This window comes from Bacillus manliponensis (assembly GCF_000712595.1).
GTDB lineage: Bacteria > Bacillota > Bacilli > Bacillales > Bacillaceae_G > Bacillus_A > Bacillus_A manliponensis.
Window position 1 is genome coordinate 25492 of sequence record NZ_JOTN01000010.1, and the last position, 16006, is coordinate 41497.

Annotated in this window: 19 protein-coding genes; 12 read left to right on the forward strand and 7 right to left on the reverse strand. The window is 37.2% G+C overall.

Features of this window, described 5'->3' with window-relative positions:
- Positions 1–21 precede the first annotated feature (21 nt).
- The gene (locus tag BAMA_RS12865; protein ID WP_034639642.1) at positions 22–825 is read right to left on the reverse strand and encodes an NAD kinase; all 804 of its coding nucleotides are present in this window, start codon (positions 823–825) and stop codon (positions 22–24) included.
- 152 nt (positions 826–977) lie between these two features.
- Between BAMA_RS12865 and BAMA_RS12870 the strand changes: the two genes are divergently transcribed.
- From BAMA_RS12870 to BAMA_RS12895, 6 genes are all read left to right on the forward strand, one after another.
- A complete protein-coding gene (locus tag BAMA_RS12870) occupies positions 978–1616 on the forward strand; it encodes a DUF2953 domain-containing protein (RefSeq protein ID WP_034639644.1) in 639 nt (212 codons plus the stop codon).
- Positions 1617–1630: 14 nt separating this feature from the next.
- Positions 1631–2023 (forward strand): GerW family sporulation protein, encoded by a 393-nt coding sequence (gene ytfJ, locus BAMA_RS12875; RefSeq protein ID WP_034639645.1) that lies wholly within the window; start codon positions 1631–1633, stop codon positions 2021–2023.
- Between the two features lie 131 nt (positions 2024–2154).
- Positions 2155–2655, forward strand: coding sequence for a thiol peroxidase (gene tpx / locus BAMA_RS12880; protein ID WP_034639647.1), 501 nt, complete (start codon positions 2155–2157; stop codon positions 2653–2655).
- A gap of 113 nt (positions 2656–2768) precedes the next feature.
- On the forward strand, positions 2769–3755 hold the full coding sequence (locus tag BAMA_RS12885) for a class I SAM-dependent methyltransferase (RefSeq protein ID WP_034639649.1): 987 nt from the start codon (positions 2769–2771) through the stop codon (positions 3753–3755).
- A 301-nt stretch (positions 3756–4056) separates the two neighbouring features.
- Complete coding sequence (locus BAMA_RS12890; RefSeq protein WP_034639651.1) at positions 4057–5253, forward strand: acetate kinase; 1197 nt, start codon at positions 4057–4059, stop codon at positions 5251–5253.
- 148 nt (positions 5254–5401) lie between these two features.
- Positions 5402–6235: an EcsC family protein gene (locus tag BAMA_RS12895; RefSeq protein WP_034639652.1), complete on the forward strand. Its 834-nt coding sequence runs from the start codon at positions 5402–5404 to the stop codon at positions 6233–6235.
- A 26-nt stretch (positions 6236–6261) separates the two neighbouring features.
- On the opposite strand, the gene BAMA_RS12900 is transcribed toward BAMA_RS12895, so the two are convergent.
- On the reverse strand, positions 6262–6912 hold the full coding sequence (locus tag BAMA_RS12900; RefSeq protein WP_034639653.1) for a YitT family protein: 651 nt from the start codon (positions 6910–6912) through the stop codon (positions 6262–6264).
- A 655-nt stretch (positions 6913–7567) separates the two neighbouring features.
- Positions 7568–7885, reverse strand: a complete 318-nt coding sequence (locus BAMA_RS12905) for a hypothetical protein (protein WP_034639655.1) — start codon at positions 7883–7885, stop codon at positions 7568–7570.
- 157 nt (positions 7886–8042) lie between these two features.
- On the opposite strand from BAMA_RS12905, the gene BAMA_RS12910 reads away from it, so the two are divergent.
- Both BAMA_RS12910 and argH read left to right on the forward strand, forming a co-directional pair.
- A complete protein-coding gene (locus BAMA_RS12910) occupies positions 8043–9248 on the forward strand; it encodes an argininosuccinate synthase (RefSeq protein WP_034639657.1) in 1206 nt (401 codons plus the stop codon).
- On the forward strand, positions 9245–10633 hold the full coding sequence (gene argH, locus BAMA_RS12915; protein WP_034639658.1) for an argininosuccinate lyase: 1389 nt from the start codon (positions 9245–9247) through the stop codon (positions 10631–10633). Before BAMA_RS12910 ends, argH begins: the two co-directional genes overlap by 4 nt.
- Positions 10634–10637: 4 nt before the next feature.
- Here argH and BAMA_RS12920 read toward each other — a convergent pair whose 3' ends face one another.
- Positions 10638–10829 carry a hypothetical protein gene (locus tag BAMA_RS12920; RefSeq protein ID WP_034639660.1) on the reverse strand — a complete coding sequence of 64 codons (192 nt, stop codon included), beginning with the start codon at positions 10827–10829 and terminating at the stop codon, positions 10638–10640.
- 85 nt (positions 10830–10914) lie between these two features.
- Between BAMA_RS12920 and BAMA_RS12925 the strand changes: the two genes are divergently transcribed.
- On the forward strand, positions 10915–11589 hold the full coding sequence (locus tag BAMA_RS12925; protein ID WP_235184454.1) for a hypothetical protein: 675 nt from the start codon (positions 10915–10917) through the stop codon (positions 11587–11589).
- A gap of 95 nt (positions 11590–11684) precedes the next feature.
- Entirely contained in the window at positions 11685–11894 is a 210-nt protein-coding gene (locus tag BAMA_RS12930) for a helix-turn-helix domain-containing protein (RefSeq protein WP_034639663.1), read from the forward strand.
- A 63-nt stretch (positions 11895–11957) separates the two neighbouring features.
- Here BAMA_RS12930 and BAMA_RS12935 read toward each other — a convergent pair whose 3' ends face one another.
- Positions 11958–12416 (reverse strand): universal stress protein, encoded by a 459-nt coding sequence (locus BAMA_RS12935; protein WP_034639665.1) that lies wholly within the window; start codon positions 12414–12416, stop codon positions 11958–11960.
- Positions 12417–12592: 176 nt separating this feature from the next.
- Between BAMA_RS12935 and BAMA_RS12940 the strand changes: the two genes are divergently transcribed.
- Both BAMA_RS12940 and ald read left to right on the forward strand, forming a co-directional pair.
- Positions 12593–13363, forward strand: coding sequence for an SDR family oxidoreductase (locus BAMA_RS12940; protein WP_034639667.1), 771 nt, complete (start codon positions 12593–12595; stop codon positions 13361–13363).
- Positions 13364–13530: 167 nt separating this feature from the next.
- Entirely contained in the window at positions 13531–14649 is a 1119-nt protein-coding gene (gene ald, locus BAMA_RS12945) for an alanine dehydrogenase (protein ID WP_034639669.1), read from the forward strand.
- Between the two features lie 62 nt (positions 14650–14711).
- Here ald and BAMA_RS12950 read toward each other — a convergent pair whose 3' ends face one another.
- The gene (locus tag BAMA_RS12950) at positions 14712–15185 is read right to left on the reverse strand and encodes a DUF4188 domain-containing protein (RefSeq protein ID WP_034639671.1); all 474 of its coding nucleotides are present in this window, start codon (positions 15183–15185) and stop codon (positions 14712–14714) included.
- A gap of 16 nt (positions 15186–15201) precedes the next feature.
- Positions 15202–15831, reverse strand: coding sequence for a TetR/AcrR family transcriptional regulator (locus BAMA_RS12955; protein ID WP_034639672.1), 630 nt, complete (start codon positions 15829–15831; stop codon positions 15202–15204).
- Positions 15832–16006 lie beyond the last annotated feature (175 nt).

Here is a 16006-nt window from a genome sequence, read left to right on the forward strand (position 1 = left end):
TAAAGCCGCCTTTTCTTATTCCTATAAAAACGTTCTTTGTACTTTTTCCCAGAACGAATTGTTTTTTAGTTTAACTGTTTTAATCTGTTTATCGCTAAGGCGAACAACTGCTTTTTCCACTTGTTTAATGCTCAGTGCTTCGTTATCCATCCCCATAACTGGATAGTCATTTCCGCCTGGTGCAAGGCGTAGTGTTAATGTACGATTTGCGTTTAAAAGAAATGGAGAGCCAAGTGTACGATATGTGTTGTTATTTAAAGATGCAAGCTCACTAATTTGGAAACATGGAATTAACGGATCCACAACGGCGCCTCGTAAAGATTTATTATACGCAGTGCTGCCAGTTGGTGTGGACACGACTAAGCCGTCTCCACGGAACGTTTCAAAATGTAAGTCATCAACAAAGACATCAATTACAAAGGTTTTGATTAAGCTAGAACGAAATGCAAATTCGTTTAAGCAATAAAATGAAGTGTCGTTATCGACAGTCACATGGATTGTTGGATATTTGCGCACTTCAATTTCATTTTTTGTAATTTCTTGAAGGGCACTGTCTACGTGGTCGATGTGGAAATCACAGTAAAAAGAAATTTCATCTGTTGTTGCAATGCCTGCATATAGACAATCATCACGGAAGCCTGTCTTGCGAACGGCTTGTAAAAATGTACTATCGTCACCAACGCTTACAATAGCGTTTGCATGCTTTGGATGATTGAGTATTGTAAATCCATTATCACGTAAAATATCGTAAATTGGTTTCATTTTTTCAGTAAGTGCTGTTTTATCATCACCATAGAAGAAAAATAAATTGCGACGATTTGACATTTTCTATCCCTCCGGTTGAAGTAAAATTTTATGCTCGAATATTATATTTCAATATAAACTTTCAAAAACCCTTTTATTTTTTTGAAAACTTTTTATTTTCCGTTTTGTTTAACCTTTTCATAACGTGTCCATAATGGAGATGGTATGAAAGGATGATTCGGATGAAGTGGCTCTTAATCGGAGTTGTAATTGTTGTTATATTTCTTTTTGTAATTTTACTTTCGAAGTTGTCAATAAAAGTAAGTTTGTTATATACGGAAAGTGAACAGCAATGTTTATTTGAAGTGAAAATATGGATGGTTCATTTTACATTTGACGTACTTGAACGGATGGAGAAACAGCAAAGAAAGACAGAGCAAAAGATTGAAAAAGCAGAAGAGAAGGGTGGTGCGCACGAGAAATTCGTCGCGCAGCTGGATAGTATCGAGGAGATTATAAAAAAACTGCAACATATCCATACTATGAGTAAGGATTTTCTGCAAAAAGTGAAAATCAATCAATTTAGATGGCATTCACAAATTGGGACAGGGGATGCAGCGAGTACGGGTATTGTGACAGGATATGTATGGTCAGTAAAAGGGATTATTATCGGGTTGCTTGGTCAATATACAGAACTTGTTCATGAACCGAAGCTGGAGATTACTCCTATCTTTCAAGGGAAAACAGTTGCATCTAAATGTGAATTTACTGCTTCATTTCGTATTTACCGAGCAGTGAAAACTGCTGTAGGGTTATTAATGTTTATGCGGAGACAAAGCTCTTCTGCAAAAGATAAAACAGTTCAAATTTAGGGGGATATAAGGAAATGGAACATCCAATTCAAGGGTTAATGACGACTGCCATGCAGCATTTGAAGCAAATGACAGATGTAAACATCGTTGTTGGTGACCCTATTCATTCGGCTGATGGTAGTGTTATTTTAACGGTGTCAAAAGTAAGTTTCGGATTTGCAGCAGGTGGTAGCGAATTTGGTAGAAAGCATGACGGACAACACCCATTTGGCGGCGGAAGTGGGGGCGGGGTTTCAATTAATCCAGTCGCATTTCTTGTTGTTAACAGTGCAGGTGTGAAAGTGCTTCATTTAGACAAACAAACACATATTGTCGATAAAGTTATAGAACTTGCACCGCAAGCTGTTGAGAAGATAAAAGAAGTAATGGATAAGAAGAAAGGCGATGAGCCTGAGTTTCAAATATAGTTGATGGAGAAGCTAATCAGTTGGTTAGCTTCTTTATTTGAAAAAATGAAGTGATTTTATTTGCATTATAGAGGTGGAAAAACTATTATTTACAGTATACATATCTTGTTTAAAAAAGGGAGGATTTTCAAATGGCAAACGTAACATTTAAAGGAAATGCAGTTACTTTACTTGGAACAGAAGTAAAAGTTGGTGAGCAAGCACCTAATTTCCAACTATTAGCGAACGATCTATCTCCAGTAACGTTAGAAACATACAAAGGCGCAGTAAAATTAATTAGTGTGGTACCTTCTATCGATACAGGTGTATGTGATGCACAAACACGTCGTTTTAATGAAGAAGCATCAGGTCTTGAGAATACGAAAGTATTAACAGTGAGCGTAGATTTACCATTCGCACAGAAACGCTGGTGTGCTACAAACGGTTTAGAAAATGCGGTAACACTTTCTGATCACCGCGATCTTTCTTTCGGTGAAGCATACGGCGTTGCCATTAAAGAACTTCGCTTATTAACTCGTGCTGTATTTGTAGTAGACAGCAATGACAAACTTATTCACGTAGAGTATGTAAGTGAAGCGACAAACCACCCGAACTATGAAGCGGCATTAGAAGCAGCAAAAGCTGCGAAGTAATGTATAACAGCGGAGCGATCTCTTCTATGAGGAGATCGCTTTTTCTTTTAGAAAGAATTTAGAGTATGGTATGATATAAGTTATGTGTATTTTAGTTAACAGGAGGAATGTTCGTGAGCTCGACAGTAGAAAATTTATTCTCAATTTTTGATTCTTCTGCCGTAATTTTACGCAAAGAATTAGATATAACGTACTTAGAAGCACTTGTGGAGACAGGTGATAATTTATTTGAAGGAACAATTTTACAAGAAGGTTTATATGATTCAGCAAAAGAAAGATTAGAGCGTGAATATAGCAAGTTTAATGAAGAAGAATATAAAGGCGAAGATATTCGCAAAGCATTTCAGCTTGCTTTATTAAAAGGGATGAAAGATGGTGTACAAGCAAACCATGAGATGACGCCAGATGCGGTTGGTATGTTTGTGAGCTATTTATTCCATAAATTCATGAAAGATAGCTCTGAAATTACTGTACTAGACCCAGCAGTTGGAACAGGGAACCTACTGACAACAATCTTCAACGCTTGCCCAGACGGAAAGAAAATGAGCGGTTATGGCGTTGAAGTGGACGAACTACTTGTAAAGTTAGCATTTGTAAATGCAAACTTACAAAAACAACCAATTGAATTATTTAACCAAGATGGGCTTGGGCCACTATACATTGATCCAGTTGATGCAGTCGTTTGTGACTTACCAATTGGATATTATCCAAACGAAGTGCGTGCAAAAGAATATAAGTTAGAAGCAGATGAAGGGCTTTCTTATGCACATCATTTATTTATTGAACAAGGTGTAAAACACGTGAAAGAAGGCGGTTATGTATTCTTCTTAGTACCAAACTTCATTTTTGAAAGTGACCAAGCACCAAAGCTTCACGCGTTTATTAAAGAAACGTGTCACATACAAGGATTATTACAGTTACCAGTTTCCATGTTTAAAAACGAGAAAAATGCAAAAAGTATATTTGTTCTCCAAAAGAAAGGCGAGCATACAGAAATGCCAAAACAAGCGCTATTAGCTGAATTACCAAAATTCTCTAATATGCAAGCGATGGAGAATATTATGTCGCAAATTAACGGTTGGTTTGAAAAAGAGAAGTAAACATCAGTCCTGTGTAACAGATTAGCGTGATTATATAGTACAGTTTTTGTATTATCTACAAAATTCAGTAATATTAAAAGGATAGAATTTTAAAAATATGGAATCTGTAATATAAAAAAAACTTTCGTGTTACAATTTTTTCACTTGAAATATATGTCGTACGGTGTTTAAATTAAAATCGTGAGTATTCAATAAAAAAATGAAAATGTAACGTTTTCATTTTTTATTGAACGATATAAAAATGAGCGGTTCGTGGACTTAATCCACACAGCTAACAAGAGAAAAAGGGGCGAAAGACTAGATGTCAAAAATCATCGCGATTAATGCAGGAAGCTCTTCCTTAAAGTTCCAATTGTTTGAAATGCCAAGTGAAACAGTATTAACAAAAGGTTTAGTAGAGCGTATCGGTTTAAACGATAGCGTATTTACAATCTCTGTTAACGGCGAGAAACAAAAAGAAGTAACAGATATTCCAGACCATGCAGTAGCGGTAAACATGCTTCTAAAAAAAATAACGGAAACAGGTATCATTAAATCTCTTGATGAGATCAGTGGTATCGGTCACCGCGTAGTACACGGTGGTGAAAAGTTCCCAGATTCTGTTTTAATTACTGATGAAGTATTAGCAGATATCGAAGAATTAAGCGAATTAGCACCGCTTCATAACCCAGCGAACATCGTTGGTATTAAAGCATTCCAAGAAGTTCTTCCAAACGTACCTGCAGTAGCAGTATTCGATACAGCATTCCATCAAACAATGCCGGAAGAATCTTTCTTATACAGCTTACCTTATGAGTACTATGAGAAATTCGGTATCCGTAAATACGGTTTCCACGGTACGTCTCATAAATACGTAACGCAGCGTGCAGCTGAGTTATTAGATCGTCCAATCGAAAGCTTACGTTTACTTTCTTGTCACTTAGGTAACGGTGCAAGTATCGCAGCTGTTGAAGGCGGAAAATCAATTGATACATCTATGGGCTTCACGCCACTTGCGGGTGTAACAATGGGTACTCGTTCTGGTAACCTTGATCCTGCTTTAATTCCATACATCATGGAAAAAACAGGTCAAACAGTAGACGAAGTATTAAATGTATTAAACAAAAAGAGTGGTATGTTAGGTCTTTCTGGATTCTCTAGCGACTTACGTGACATCGAAGACGCAGAAGAAAAAGGAGACCACCGTGCAGAAGTCGCGCTAGACGTATTCGTAAGCCGCATTCACAAATACATCGGTTCTTACGCAGCTCGTATGAAGGGCTTAGATGCAATCATCTTCACAGCTGGTATCGGTGAGAACAGTTCAGTTATTCGTGAGCGTGTATTAGAAGGCCTTGAGTTCATGGGCGTATACTTCGATTCAAAACGAAATAACATTCGTGGTGAAGAAGCATTTATCAGCTTCCCTCACTCTCCAGTAAAAATTATCGTAATTCCAACAGACGAAGAAGTTATGATTGCTCGTGACGTTCTACGTTTCGGAAACATCGGTGAGTAATTGAATTGATATGAAAAGACGGGAATATTCCCGTCTTTTTTTGTTGTGGTAATGAGGATTCAGTCAAAATGGAGAAGAAATCAGTCACTTTCTATCTCCTTGCACAAATGTGGTACAATATAGAAAAATCGTGTGAGGAGTTGTTTATATGCTGTCAAAGCGCGAAGAACGAGTATTGCAAGATATAAAAAATTGGGAACAGCAATTCGTACAGCATGAATCAACGGATTTTCAGCGAATGTTTGATAAGTGGTTAAATACTGCATTTTCTAAGCTACCGGCCAAAAAGCGAGAAGAGTTTTTTGCTAAAGGAGATAAATCACTATTTTATTTACATGCACTTATTCAAAGCTCTCAATCACAGCTTGAAGCACGAAATCGTATTTTAGGGACGGCACGTTTGTTTCATGACTCGATAGAACAGCTTGAAGATATGAAACAATTATCAATTGATCAATTAACATACATAGCAGAGCAACAAACAGCGCGCCATAGGTTATATTCGTTTATGCAAGGCGGTGTAACAGGAATTGGTGGTTTCCTACTGCTTACGGCAGATTTACCAGCGATGGCAGCGTTAAATGTGAAAGCCGTCCAGCTTATTGCGATGTCATTTGGACATGATGTAAACAAGCCTTATGAGATGATGTTAGCATTAAAAGTGTTTCATGCAGCAATATTGCCAGTACATCTTCAGCAATATGCATGGCAAAATTTACTTGAAGAGTTAAATCATGAAGAGCAGTCTCCATTCTTTTACGAAGGAGAAGAAGAAGTGCTTAACCCAGCATCGATTCAAGTATTACTTGTACAAATTATGAAGACATTTCTCATTTATTCGCTGCGCCGTAAAGTATTTCAAGGAGTACCGATTCTCGGAATTGCAATTGGTTCCACGATGAATTACAGATTTACAAGAAGTGTAACAGAATTTGCAAACCGTTTTTATCAAACGAGGTACTTAATTGAGAAAGAAAAGTAAAAAAGCGAAAGGCAAATGCCTTTCGCTTAATTTGTTGCATGTTGTTTTGGTAATGGAATTGCCACTGTTTTCTTTTCCGCAGCAGGGTAGTAAATCATATCTAATACTTTTGCCTGCACTGCTATGGAAAGAATCGTAAAGGCAATTTCAGTCCAAGTTAAATAATATAGTGAAAGTGCAATGACAACCGCGTCAAACACGAAGAACATTTGTCCAACCGTAAAGCGTGTTTTTTTACTTAATACGATTGTTAAAATGTCATCTCCGCCTGTTGCACCACCAAATCGTAAAATAAATCCAAGTCCAATACCAGCTAACGCTCCGCCAAGTACTGCAGCTACAAATAAATAATTCGATAAATCAATTACAAATGGAGAGTAGTTCTCCATAACTGAATAAAAGATTCCGAATGAAATCGAACCGATAAATGAATAAATAACCATTTTTCTACCAAGTAATGTTGCACATAGTAAAATGACTGGAATATCCATTAAAACAGTTGAAATAGACGGTGAAATATCAAAAAAGTTTTGTAAAAACAGTGCGATTCCAACAAATCCACCTTCTGTTAAGTGGTTTTGAAAATGAATGTGGTAAAGCGTTGTTGCTAAAATAAATGAACCTAGTAAAACCATAAAAATTTCTTTAATAATTTGTCGACTTTGGATGTTCTCCATCGTTATTCCTTCTCTCCGTAGTTAGTAGTTTTTGTTTTCCATAAACTAACTACGCCGATATAGCAGCAGTTAGTTTATTTGTCCCTAACTACGCTATATATCACTGAAGAAATAACGAATAATCCTCTCGTCCATCAATTCTCCCTACTTTCGTTTTCGTTTAGGCTTAAAACAGGCTAAACAAAACTTAGAGCAGGACTTTATTTAGCATCCTATACTCTCATTCGTTTCGTTTAGACAGTAACAAACAACCTAAACAAAACGCTACGTGTAAGAAGAGTCTTTTCGTTGCCAAATTATCCTTCGGGCAATCATAGTTTCCCCACTTTCGTATGTTTTTTGCTAGAAAAAGTGTCTATGCAAAAACATACGCTACGTGTAAGATTCGTCTTCTCGATGCCACATGCTCCTTCGAGCGATCATGATATCAAAATCCTTTCTTTAAAAGATTCTATACCATTATACCATATTTTTTGGAGTATATGTCTGGGGGGAACTGGGAATGGGGAAAAGAAAAAGCTACATCATTCGCGCTGATGTAGCTTTTTGACTAATGGTCTTTCTGTTCTTTTTCTTTAAAAACAGCTTCCCAACTAATGACACTAAGAAAAGTGAGTACGATAATGAATAGTGCTTTCATATCACACAGCTCCTTTTATTGATGTGCCTTTCCTTCAGATACATTTTGTGTCAGCCTGTACCAAAGCCAAAGGTCGTTAATGATAGAAGCAAGATCTGCGATTTCGGTGTTCAGCCTGCAAGATGTCTCGAAATTTTCTTCATGATTGAGTTTATGCTGTTTACTATTAATTGTATGCTCGAGTTCCTTTATTCGATCTGGTATGTGGCCGCGAATACTTTCCCATTTTAATAAAATTGCTTGCTGCATCTCTGGTGGAATCGTTTCCCATTCATCTTGTAAGTGTGGAAGTTCAATACCGAGACGTTCGTTATATATGAAGTATTGACGCATAAACACATCACCATCCTCTCTTTTTTATTGTACCGAAAAAAAGAATGAAATTGTTAGAAAAAAATGATTATATGTATTGATTTTGAATATGAAAGGTGTTAAATTATGAATTAATATAAAAACTAATGAATATTTATTCTTTCAAGGGGGATGTAAAATGAATAAGAAAAAGGTTGTTCTAGCATATTCCGGAGGTTTAGACACTTCCGTTGCAATTAAATGGTTACAAGAACAAAACTATGATGTTATTGCACTTTGTTTAAATGTAGGTGAAGGAAAAGACTTGGAGTTTGTAAAACAAAAAGCATTGGCTGTTGGTGCAATTAAGTCATATATGCTGGATGTTCAAGAAGAGTTTGCGAATGAATATGCATTGATTGCAATGCAAGCTCACACATTATATGAAGGGAAATATCCACTTGTATCGGCCTTATCTCGCCCGCTTATTGCGAAAAAGCTAGTAGAAATTGCCCAGCAAGAAGGGGCACATGCAGTTGCACATGGTTGTACAGGAAAAGGGAATGATCAAGTTCGCTTTGAAGTTTCAATTCAAGCGTTGAATCCATATTTAGAAGTAATTGCACCAGTACGTGAGTGGAAATGGTCGCGTGAAGAAGAAATTGAGTATGCAAAGCAGCATGATGTACCTATTCCGATTGGGCTAGATAGTCCGTTTTCTATCGATCAAAATTTATGGGGAAGAAGTAATGAATGCGGTATATTAGAAGACCCATGGGCGGCGCCACCAGAAGAAGCGTATGAAATGACGCTGGCACTAGAAGATACACCAAACAAGCCGGAGTATATTGAAATTGGCTTTGAAGCGGGAGTACCAAAAACGTTAAATGGAATGTCATATTCTGTAGCGGAACTCATTCATACGTTGAATACAATCGCTGGAAAGCATGGCGTTGGACGTATTGATCACGTTGAAAATCGTCTTGTTGGGATTAAGTCACGTGAAGTGTATGAGTGTCCAGCAGCGATGACATTAATTACAGCGCATAAAGAATTGGAAGATTTAACACTCGTGAAAGAGGTTGCTCATTTTAAACCGATGATTGAACAAAAGTTAACAGAATTAATTTATAACGGTTTATGGTTCTCACCATTAAAAAATGCACTTGTTGCGTTTTTACAAGAAACACAAAAACATGTAACCGGAACAGTGCGTGTGAAACTATTTAAAGGACATGCGATTGTTGAAGGGCGTAAATCTGAATACTCACTATACAATGAAAAGCTTGCAACATATACGAAAGATGATGAGTTTAATCACGATGCAGCTGTTGGATTTATTTCATTATTTGGTTTACCAACAAAAGTGTATAGTCAAGTGAACGACAAGAAGGTGAAAGCGTGAGTAAGCTTTGGGGCGGTCGTTTTACAGAAGAAGTAGAGCAGTGGGTTGAAGAATTTGGTGCATCGATTTCTTTTGATAAGCAGCTGGCCTTAGAAGATATTGAAGGAAGTATCGCTCATGTGACAATGCTTATAAAATGTGGAATTGTCACAAAAGAAGAAGGAGCAAAAATTCAAAGTGGTTTGTATGATTTGCTGGAGAAGGCAAAGAAAGATGAACTTATGTATAAAGTAGAAGCGGAAGATATCCATTTAAATATTGAAAACATGTTGATCCAGCAAATTGGAGAAGTTGGGGGTAAGCTTCATACTGGAAGAAGTCGTAATGATCAAGTGGCAACGGATATGCATTTGTATTTGCGAAATAAAGTACAAAGTATAATAAGTGCGACTAAGGAGCTGCAAGTCGTTTTAATTAAACAAGCAGAAAAACATGTTGAAACTATTATGCCAGGATATACACATTTGCAGCGAGCGCAGCCAATTTCTTTTGCACACCATTTACTTGCTTACTTTTGGATGCTTGAGCGTGATGTGAATCGTTATGAAGACTCACTGAAACGAATTAACATTTCTCCTCTTGGTGCTGGTGCGCTTGCTGGTACGACTTTTCCGATAGACCGTATGTATAGTGCAGAGCTTCTTGGATTTGACGATATATATGAAAATAGTTTAGATGCAGTGAGTGATCGAGATTTTATTATTGAGTTTTTAAGTAATAGCTCACTTGTTATGATGCATTTGTCACGCTTTTGCGAGGAGCTTATTTTATGGAGCAGCCAAGAGTTTCAGTTTATTGAAATGAGCGATTGTTATGCGACAGGAAGCAGTATTATGCCGCAAAAGAAAAATCCAGATATGGCGGAGCTCATTCGCGGAAAAACAGGAAGAGTATATGGTAACTTATTTGGCTTATTAACAGTAATGAAAGGATTACCGCTCGCTTATAATAAAGATTTGCAAGAAGATAAAGAGGGAATGTTTGATACAGCAAAAACAGTAGAAGGCTGTCTTCGTATTATGGCTGGCATGATTGAAACGATGACAGTTCATACAGAAAAAATGGGGCAAGCTGTAAAACAAGACTTCTCGAATGCAACAGAAGTAGCGGATTATTTAGCAAACAAAGGATTACCGTTTAGACAGGCGCATGAAATTGTTGGAAAGCTTGTACTGTATTGTATTGAACAAGGAATATATTTAGCGGATGTACCGTTAGAAACATACCAACAAATGAGTGATCTCTTTGAAGAAGATGTGTATGAAGTTCTGTCTCCGTATGCAGCAGTAGAGCGCCGAAACAGCGCAGGTGGAACAGGATTTGTACAAATTCAAATGGCATTGCAAAAAGCGAAATTAAAATTAGAAAACCCCGTAAAGAGCTGATGCTTTACGGGGTTTCTTCGTCATATTTGTCTTTTCCTTCTGTAATACGAATGTATTGAATATCCATTAAATCACGCAGTAAAGCACCGTTGCTTAGTTCAACTCCATGTTTCTCTTTAAAGTGTGAGCGGATTGTATTTAACATCTCGATTTCTTGTTCGCTCATATCTACAACAACTCGTTCATGTTTGTCCATATACCACACCTCGCTTTTTCTTAGTGTAACCAGGTGAAGGAAATTCATGTTATGATTTTGTAGAGAATGGAAGAGGTGTATTCTATTGTTTTATAGAGCATTAGTTATTGTATATACAGCAATTATATTGAAATATGCATTTCCAGAAACGTTTTCGGCAGAGAAGATACAACTTAGTTATATTGCGGCTTGTTTGTTCATTATATTTGTAGTCGATGTTGCTATTTCATTATGGCTACAGCGAAGATGGGAAAAGGTAACAGGGAAAGAGAAGAAACGAAAAAAACGAAAGATATCATTTTGGATGATGACATATGTATTTGTGTTCCCACTTCTTTTACGATTTGTGAGTGAACCGATTGCAGAAAGAGGGATTAGTATTAAGTACGTTGCCCTTATGGTCTTTTATTATTTCTTTGTTCATTTTATTCCATATATGAATGAAAAGATAGGTGAAGATGATGAAGAGAGTAACGAAGAAGATAAGATGATAGAAAAAGACATACAAGAGCTAAGTAAGAAGAAATGGTATGTCAGTGAAAAGTTTATTTTAATTCTTTGTTTTGTGACACCTCCAATTGGATATGTATATGTACTGCTCATGAGAAAAGAGATGACAGAGAAAGCAAAGTTGGTGTATGTAACATTAGCGACTATCGTGATGGGGATATGGACGTTGAAATTTCTACCTCCTTATTTATATGTGTTAACGGTATTTGCGATGATTTGTTTTGTGTTTTTAGGAAGGTACGTGCGGTAAAAACCTCCTGTGTTTCATGAAAGGTATTCAAAGAAACTTTTAAAATGGTAATATAATAGAAGCAAAGAAGGATTTGGCAGTTTGAGGTGATATAAGTGGCAATTATAATCAATATTGATGTGATGTTAGCCAAAAGAAAAATGAGTGTGACGGAGCTTTCAGAGAGGGTGGGGATTACGATGGCTAACCTTTCTATATTGAAAAATGGAAAAGCAAAAGCGATTCGGTTCTCCACATTAGAAGCGATATGTAAAGCGTTGGACTGTCAGCCAGGTGATATTTTAGAGTATAAAGATGAAGTGTAAATAATTATGTATTGTGAGAATAAAAAAGACTATAGTGTGGTACTATAGTCTTTTTTATTCTATTTATAGTTCGCCTTGTTCTTCATTACCACGTACAACAAGGACATCGCATTTCGCGTAGCGAATAATATGTTCAGAGACACTACCAATTAAGAAACGTTCTACGGCGTTTAGCCCTGTTGCCCCGCATATAATTAAATCTACTTTATGATTTGGGGCAATGTCTTTTGAGATTTTTGATTTCGGATTACCAAATTCTAATACTGTTTCAACATTTGTAAGGCCCGCTTCTTCAGCTGTCTTTTTATATTCATCTAGTAAATCTTCGGCAAAAAAGTTTGCACGTTCTGCAATGGCACGGCTATATGCTTCAACAGCAGAATATGCTTTAACATCAACAATATGAGCAATTGTTAATTTTGCATTGTTACGCTCTGCGACATGGATTGCTTTTTTAAATGCTTTTTCAGCTTCTTTGGAACCATCAACTGCAACTAAGATATTTGTATATGTAGTATTCATACTTGATTCCTCCTAAATGTGTTTGTTATAACTATTTACACTTTCAGTATAAAGTAAATAATGGAAAAATGTTTGACAAAACAGTTACGAAATTTTGAAAATTTTGTTTCAATCCGTTTTAGTTGTAATTAAGGAGAGAACTTGTTACATATGAAATATAGCAAGGAAAAGGGGGCATGTTTGTGAGACACGCACTCATTACAGCCGGTACGAAAGGTTTAGGAAAACAAGTAACTGAAAAAATGTTGAGTAAAGGATATTCAGTAACAGTAACATATCGTAGTGACAGAGAAGCGATGGAAGATTTGCAGGAAAAATATAAACACATAGAAGAACGCATCCACTTCGTAAGAGCGGATGTAACGAAACGAGAAGATTTACATAGAGTGGTAGAAGAAGCGATGGAGCGCTTTGGAAGAATTGATTTTCTTATTAATAATGCTGGTCCATATGTATTTGAAAGAAAAAAACTTGTCGATTATGAAGAGTATGAATGGAACGAGATGATACAAGGGAACTTAACAGCTGTGTTTCATTTATTAAAGCTTGTTGTTCCAATTATGCGAAAACAACAATTTGGGCGTATTATTAACTATGGATTTCAAAATGCCGAAAGTGCCCCAGGGTGGATGTATCGATCGGCATTTGCGGCAGCGAAAGTTGGACTTGTTTCATTAACAAAGACTGTTGCTTATGAAGAAGCGGAATATGGCATTACATCTAACATGGTATGTCCTGGAGATATTATTGGTGAGATGAAAGAGGCGACAATTGAAGTAGCGCGTCGCATGCCAGATTCACGTACACCAATTGGTAGGTCTGGAACAGGAGAAGATATCGCCCGTACCGTTGTGTTTTTATGTGAAGAAGACTCAGATATGATCACCGGGACAGTTATTGAAATCTCAGGTGCGGTTGATGTGATTCATCGTTATCGCCAAAAATAAAATTGTGTACCGAAGGGTATGGTAAGGGAGTACTGAATGTTAGCCCGACCAATCGGGCATTTACAGGCTGTTAATCACCCGCTAAAACTTTTTTGTTTCTCTCAAATTTGGAGGTGTGATTTTACAGCTTGTTAATGCGGGATAAATACAATTTAGGAGGACCTCGTATGCGTATCGGTGTACCGACAGAAGTGAAAAATAATGAGAATCGTGTAGCGATGACACCGGCTAGTGTCGTTCATTTTGTTCATAACAGTCATGAAGTGTTTGTGCAAAAAGGTGCTGGTCTAGGATCAGGATTTTCTGATGAAGAATATGTACAAGCGGGCGCAAAGCTTGTTGAAACAGCGGAAGAGGCATGGAATCAAGAAATGGTTATGAAGGTGAAGGAGCCGATTGAGAGTGAATACGGATATTTTCGTGAAGGTCTCATCTTATTCACATATTTACATTTGGCACCGGAACCAGAATTGACGAAAGCGTTGATTGATAAAAAAGTTGTTGGAATTGCGTATGAAACAGTACAACTAGAAAATCGTTCTCTTCCGTTATTGGCACCAATGAGTGAAGTGGCTGGAAGAATGGCTTCGCAAGTTGGGGCTCAATTTCTTGAGAAGACAAAAGGTGGAAAAGGGATTTTGCTAGCTGGTGTTCCGGGAGTCAAGCGCGGTAAAGTAACAATTATTGGCGGTGGTCAAGCTGGTACAAATGCTGCGAAAATTGCGATTGGTTTAGGAGCGGATGTAACAATTATTGATTTAAGTGCAGACCGTCTTCGCCAGTTAGATGACATATTTGGAAATCAAATTAAAACATTGATGTCTAATCCGTTTAACATCGCGGAAGCTGTAAAAGAATCTGATCTTGTCATTGGTGCGGTACTTATTACAGGTGCAAAAGCACCAAAACTCGTAACAGAAGAAATGGTAAAATCGATGGAACAAGGATCGGTTATTGTTGATATTGCAATTGACCAAGGTGGTATTTTTGAAACAACTGACCGTATTACAACACATGATAATCCAACGTATGAAAAACACGGTGTGTTGCATTATGCAGTTGCCAATATGCCAGGAGCTGTTCCACGTACTGCGACATTTGCGTTAACAAATGTAACGGTTCCATACGGCGTGCAAATCGCAAACAAAGGTTATAAAAAAGCTTGTTTAGATAATAGTGCGTTGTTAAAAGGAATTAATACGTTAGATGGATATGTGACATTCGAGGCTGTTGCTGAGGCACATGGATTACAGTATGCTGATGCGAAGGAATTGCTGCAAAAATGAAAGAGAGCGACTATGTAGGTAGTCGCTCTCTTTCATTTTTATATCCCGTAAAAGCCCGATTGTTAGTTGAACCTTATTCGTTCCCGGGCGGTCACGTTTCCTTTTCCAATCGGCACTAGATTACCAGCTTTTGCTAAACCGAATAAGGGCATGTTGGCATATATAGTTTCGTATTGCCCCTTTTGGATGACGTATGTTTCGTGGAAAATGCCGACCGCTTCTGTTTGAAACGCTTTTTTGTTAAATTTTCGCCATGCTTCTACATGTAAAGGAGCATGGCGGGCGTACTGTTCAAGTGCTTTGAATGACTGCCAGTACTGAATTTGAACAATCGTACGACCGTTGAAGAATGATTCCGTACTAAGAAAGCCAAGTTCTTTGTTTTGATACAACTCCTTCATCATGCCACCCATGGCACGGGCGACAGGTAACCACTTTGAAATTGCAAATAGTTTGTTAATACGCATTCCAATAACAAAAACAGCAAAAGAATCGTCCATATGAGCGGTATAACGTCCTTGCTTTATTTCATTCATACGTGTCACCTTCCTACTACGGATTTAAAAAGTGTAAGTGAAGTTCATACATTTTCATTACATCAGAATGATATAAGTGCGCTGTTAAATAAGCGCCGTAAAAGATTGTATGCAATAACTTGACGATGTCAGGGGTAGCTAGATTACTCGTAATGTCTCCAGTCTGCTTGCCTTCTTCCACACATGTTGTAAATAGTTGGGCTAAGTCGGGAATGAGAATTTGGACACGTTCTTCGTTATTTGGATATAGAAGATGAATTTCTGCGTCTGTTAAATGAGGCATACAAGGGTGCATTTTTTCCTCAGAAAGAAAAGCAACTAAACTAAGCATAAGACCAGGGTGCTTTTTCGCTTGGTTGGAAACTTTTTCAAATATATGACGGAGCGCTATGGTACCTTTTTTGTTTGTTTCTTCAATTTCAAGCATGCATTCTGTTAACCAAGTTCTCATGAAGTAAATCAGAATGTCCTCTTTATGAGGAAACATTTTAAAAAAGGTCACTTTTGAAATCTCAACGCGTTCACATAATTCTTCGACACGTACAAACCGGAATGATTTTTCCTCAATGATGTCTAATGTCGTATGAAGTAGCTTGATTTTTGTTCGTGCTTTTTTTAATTCTCTTAATGATAGTCTCTCTTTCATTTATATGCACCTCGCGCTAAAGAAAGTTAACCGTTGTTAATAAAATAACATGAGTTAACTTTAAAGTCTATATTTTCAGAAAAATAAGAGTTAGTACCATTTGTTGAAGAAACGGATGAATTAACAGAAGACATTGCGATTCAAAATATATTAGAAGTTAGAAGAGAAGAGGTTG

What these genes read in the sequence shown, in the direction of transcription:
- tpx (WP_034639647.1), top strand. Translation starts at nt 2,155, where the DNA reads ATGGCAAACGTAACATTTAAAGGAAATGCAGTTACTTTACTTGGAACA.
- BAMA_RS12890 (WP_034639651.1), top strand. Translation starts at nt 4,057, where the DNA reads ATGTCAAAAATCATCGCGATTAATGCAGGAAGCTCTTCCTTAAAGTTC.
- BAMA_RS12935 (WP_034639665.1), bottom strand. Translation starts at nt 12,416, where the DNA reads ATGAATACTACATATACAAATATCTTAGTTGCAGTTGATGGTTCCAAA.
- BAMA_RS12900 (WP_034639653.1), bottom strand. Translation starts at nt 6,912, where the DNA reads ATGGAGAACATCCAAAGTCGACAAATTATTAAAGAAATTTTTATGGTT.
- BAMA_RS12940 (WP_034639667.1), top strand. Translation starts at nt 12,593, where the DNA reads ATGTTTGTGAGACACGCACTCATTACAGCCGGTACGAAAGGTTTAGGA.
- BAMA_RS12865 (WP_034639642.1), bottom strand. Translation starts at nt 825, where the DNA reads ATGTCAAATCGTCGCAATTTATTTTTCTTCTATGGTGATGATAAAACA.
- BAMA_RS12955 (WP_034639672.1), bottom strand. Translation starts at nt 15,831, where the DNA reads ATGAAAGAGAGACTATCATTAAGAGAATTAAAAAAAGCACGAACAAAA.
- ald (WP_034639669.1), top strand. Translation starts at nt 13,531, where the DNA reads ATGCGTATCGGTGTACCGACAGAAGTGAAAAATAATGAGAATCGTGTA.
- BAMA_RS12910 (WP_034639657.1), top strand. Translation starts at nt 8,043, where the DNA reads ATGAATAAGAAAAAGGTTGTTCTAGCATATTCCGGAGGTTTAGACACT.
- BAMA_RS12905 (WP_034639655.1), bottom strand. Translation starts at nt 7,885, where the DNA reads ATGCGTCAATACTTCATATATAACGAACGTCTCGGTATTGAACTTCCA.
- ytfJ (WP_034639645.1), top strand. Translation starts at nt 1,631, where the DNA reads ATGGAACATCCAATTCAAGGGTTAATGACGACTGCCATGCAGCATTTG.
- BAMA_RS12950 (WP_034639671.1), bottom strand. Translation starts at nt 15,185, where the DNA reads ATGAATGAAATAAAGCAAGGACGTTATACCGCTCATATGGACGATTCT.
- BAMA_RS12920 (WP_034639660.1), bottom strand. Translation starts at nt 10,829, where the DNA reads ATGGACAAACATGAACGAGTTGTTGTAGATATGAGCGAACAAGAAATC.
- BAMA_RS12870 (WP_034639644.1), top strand. Translation starts at nt 978, where the DNA reads ATGATTCGGATGAAGTGGCTCTTAATCGGAGTTGTAATTGTTGTTATA.
- BAMA_RS12895 (WP_034639652.1), top strand. Translation starts at nt 5,402, where the DNA reads ATGCTGTCAAAGCGCGAAGAACGAGTATTGCAAGATATAAAAAATTGG.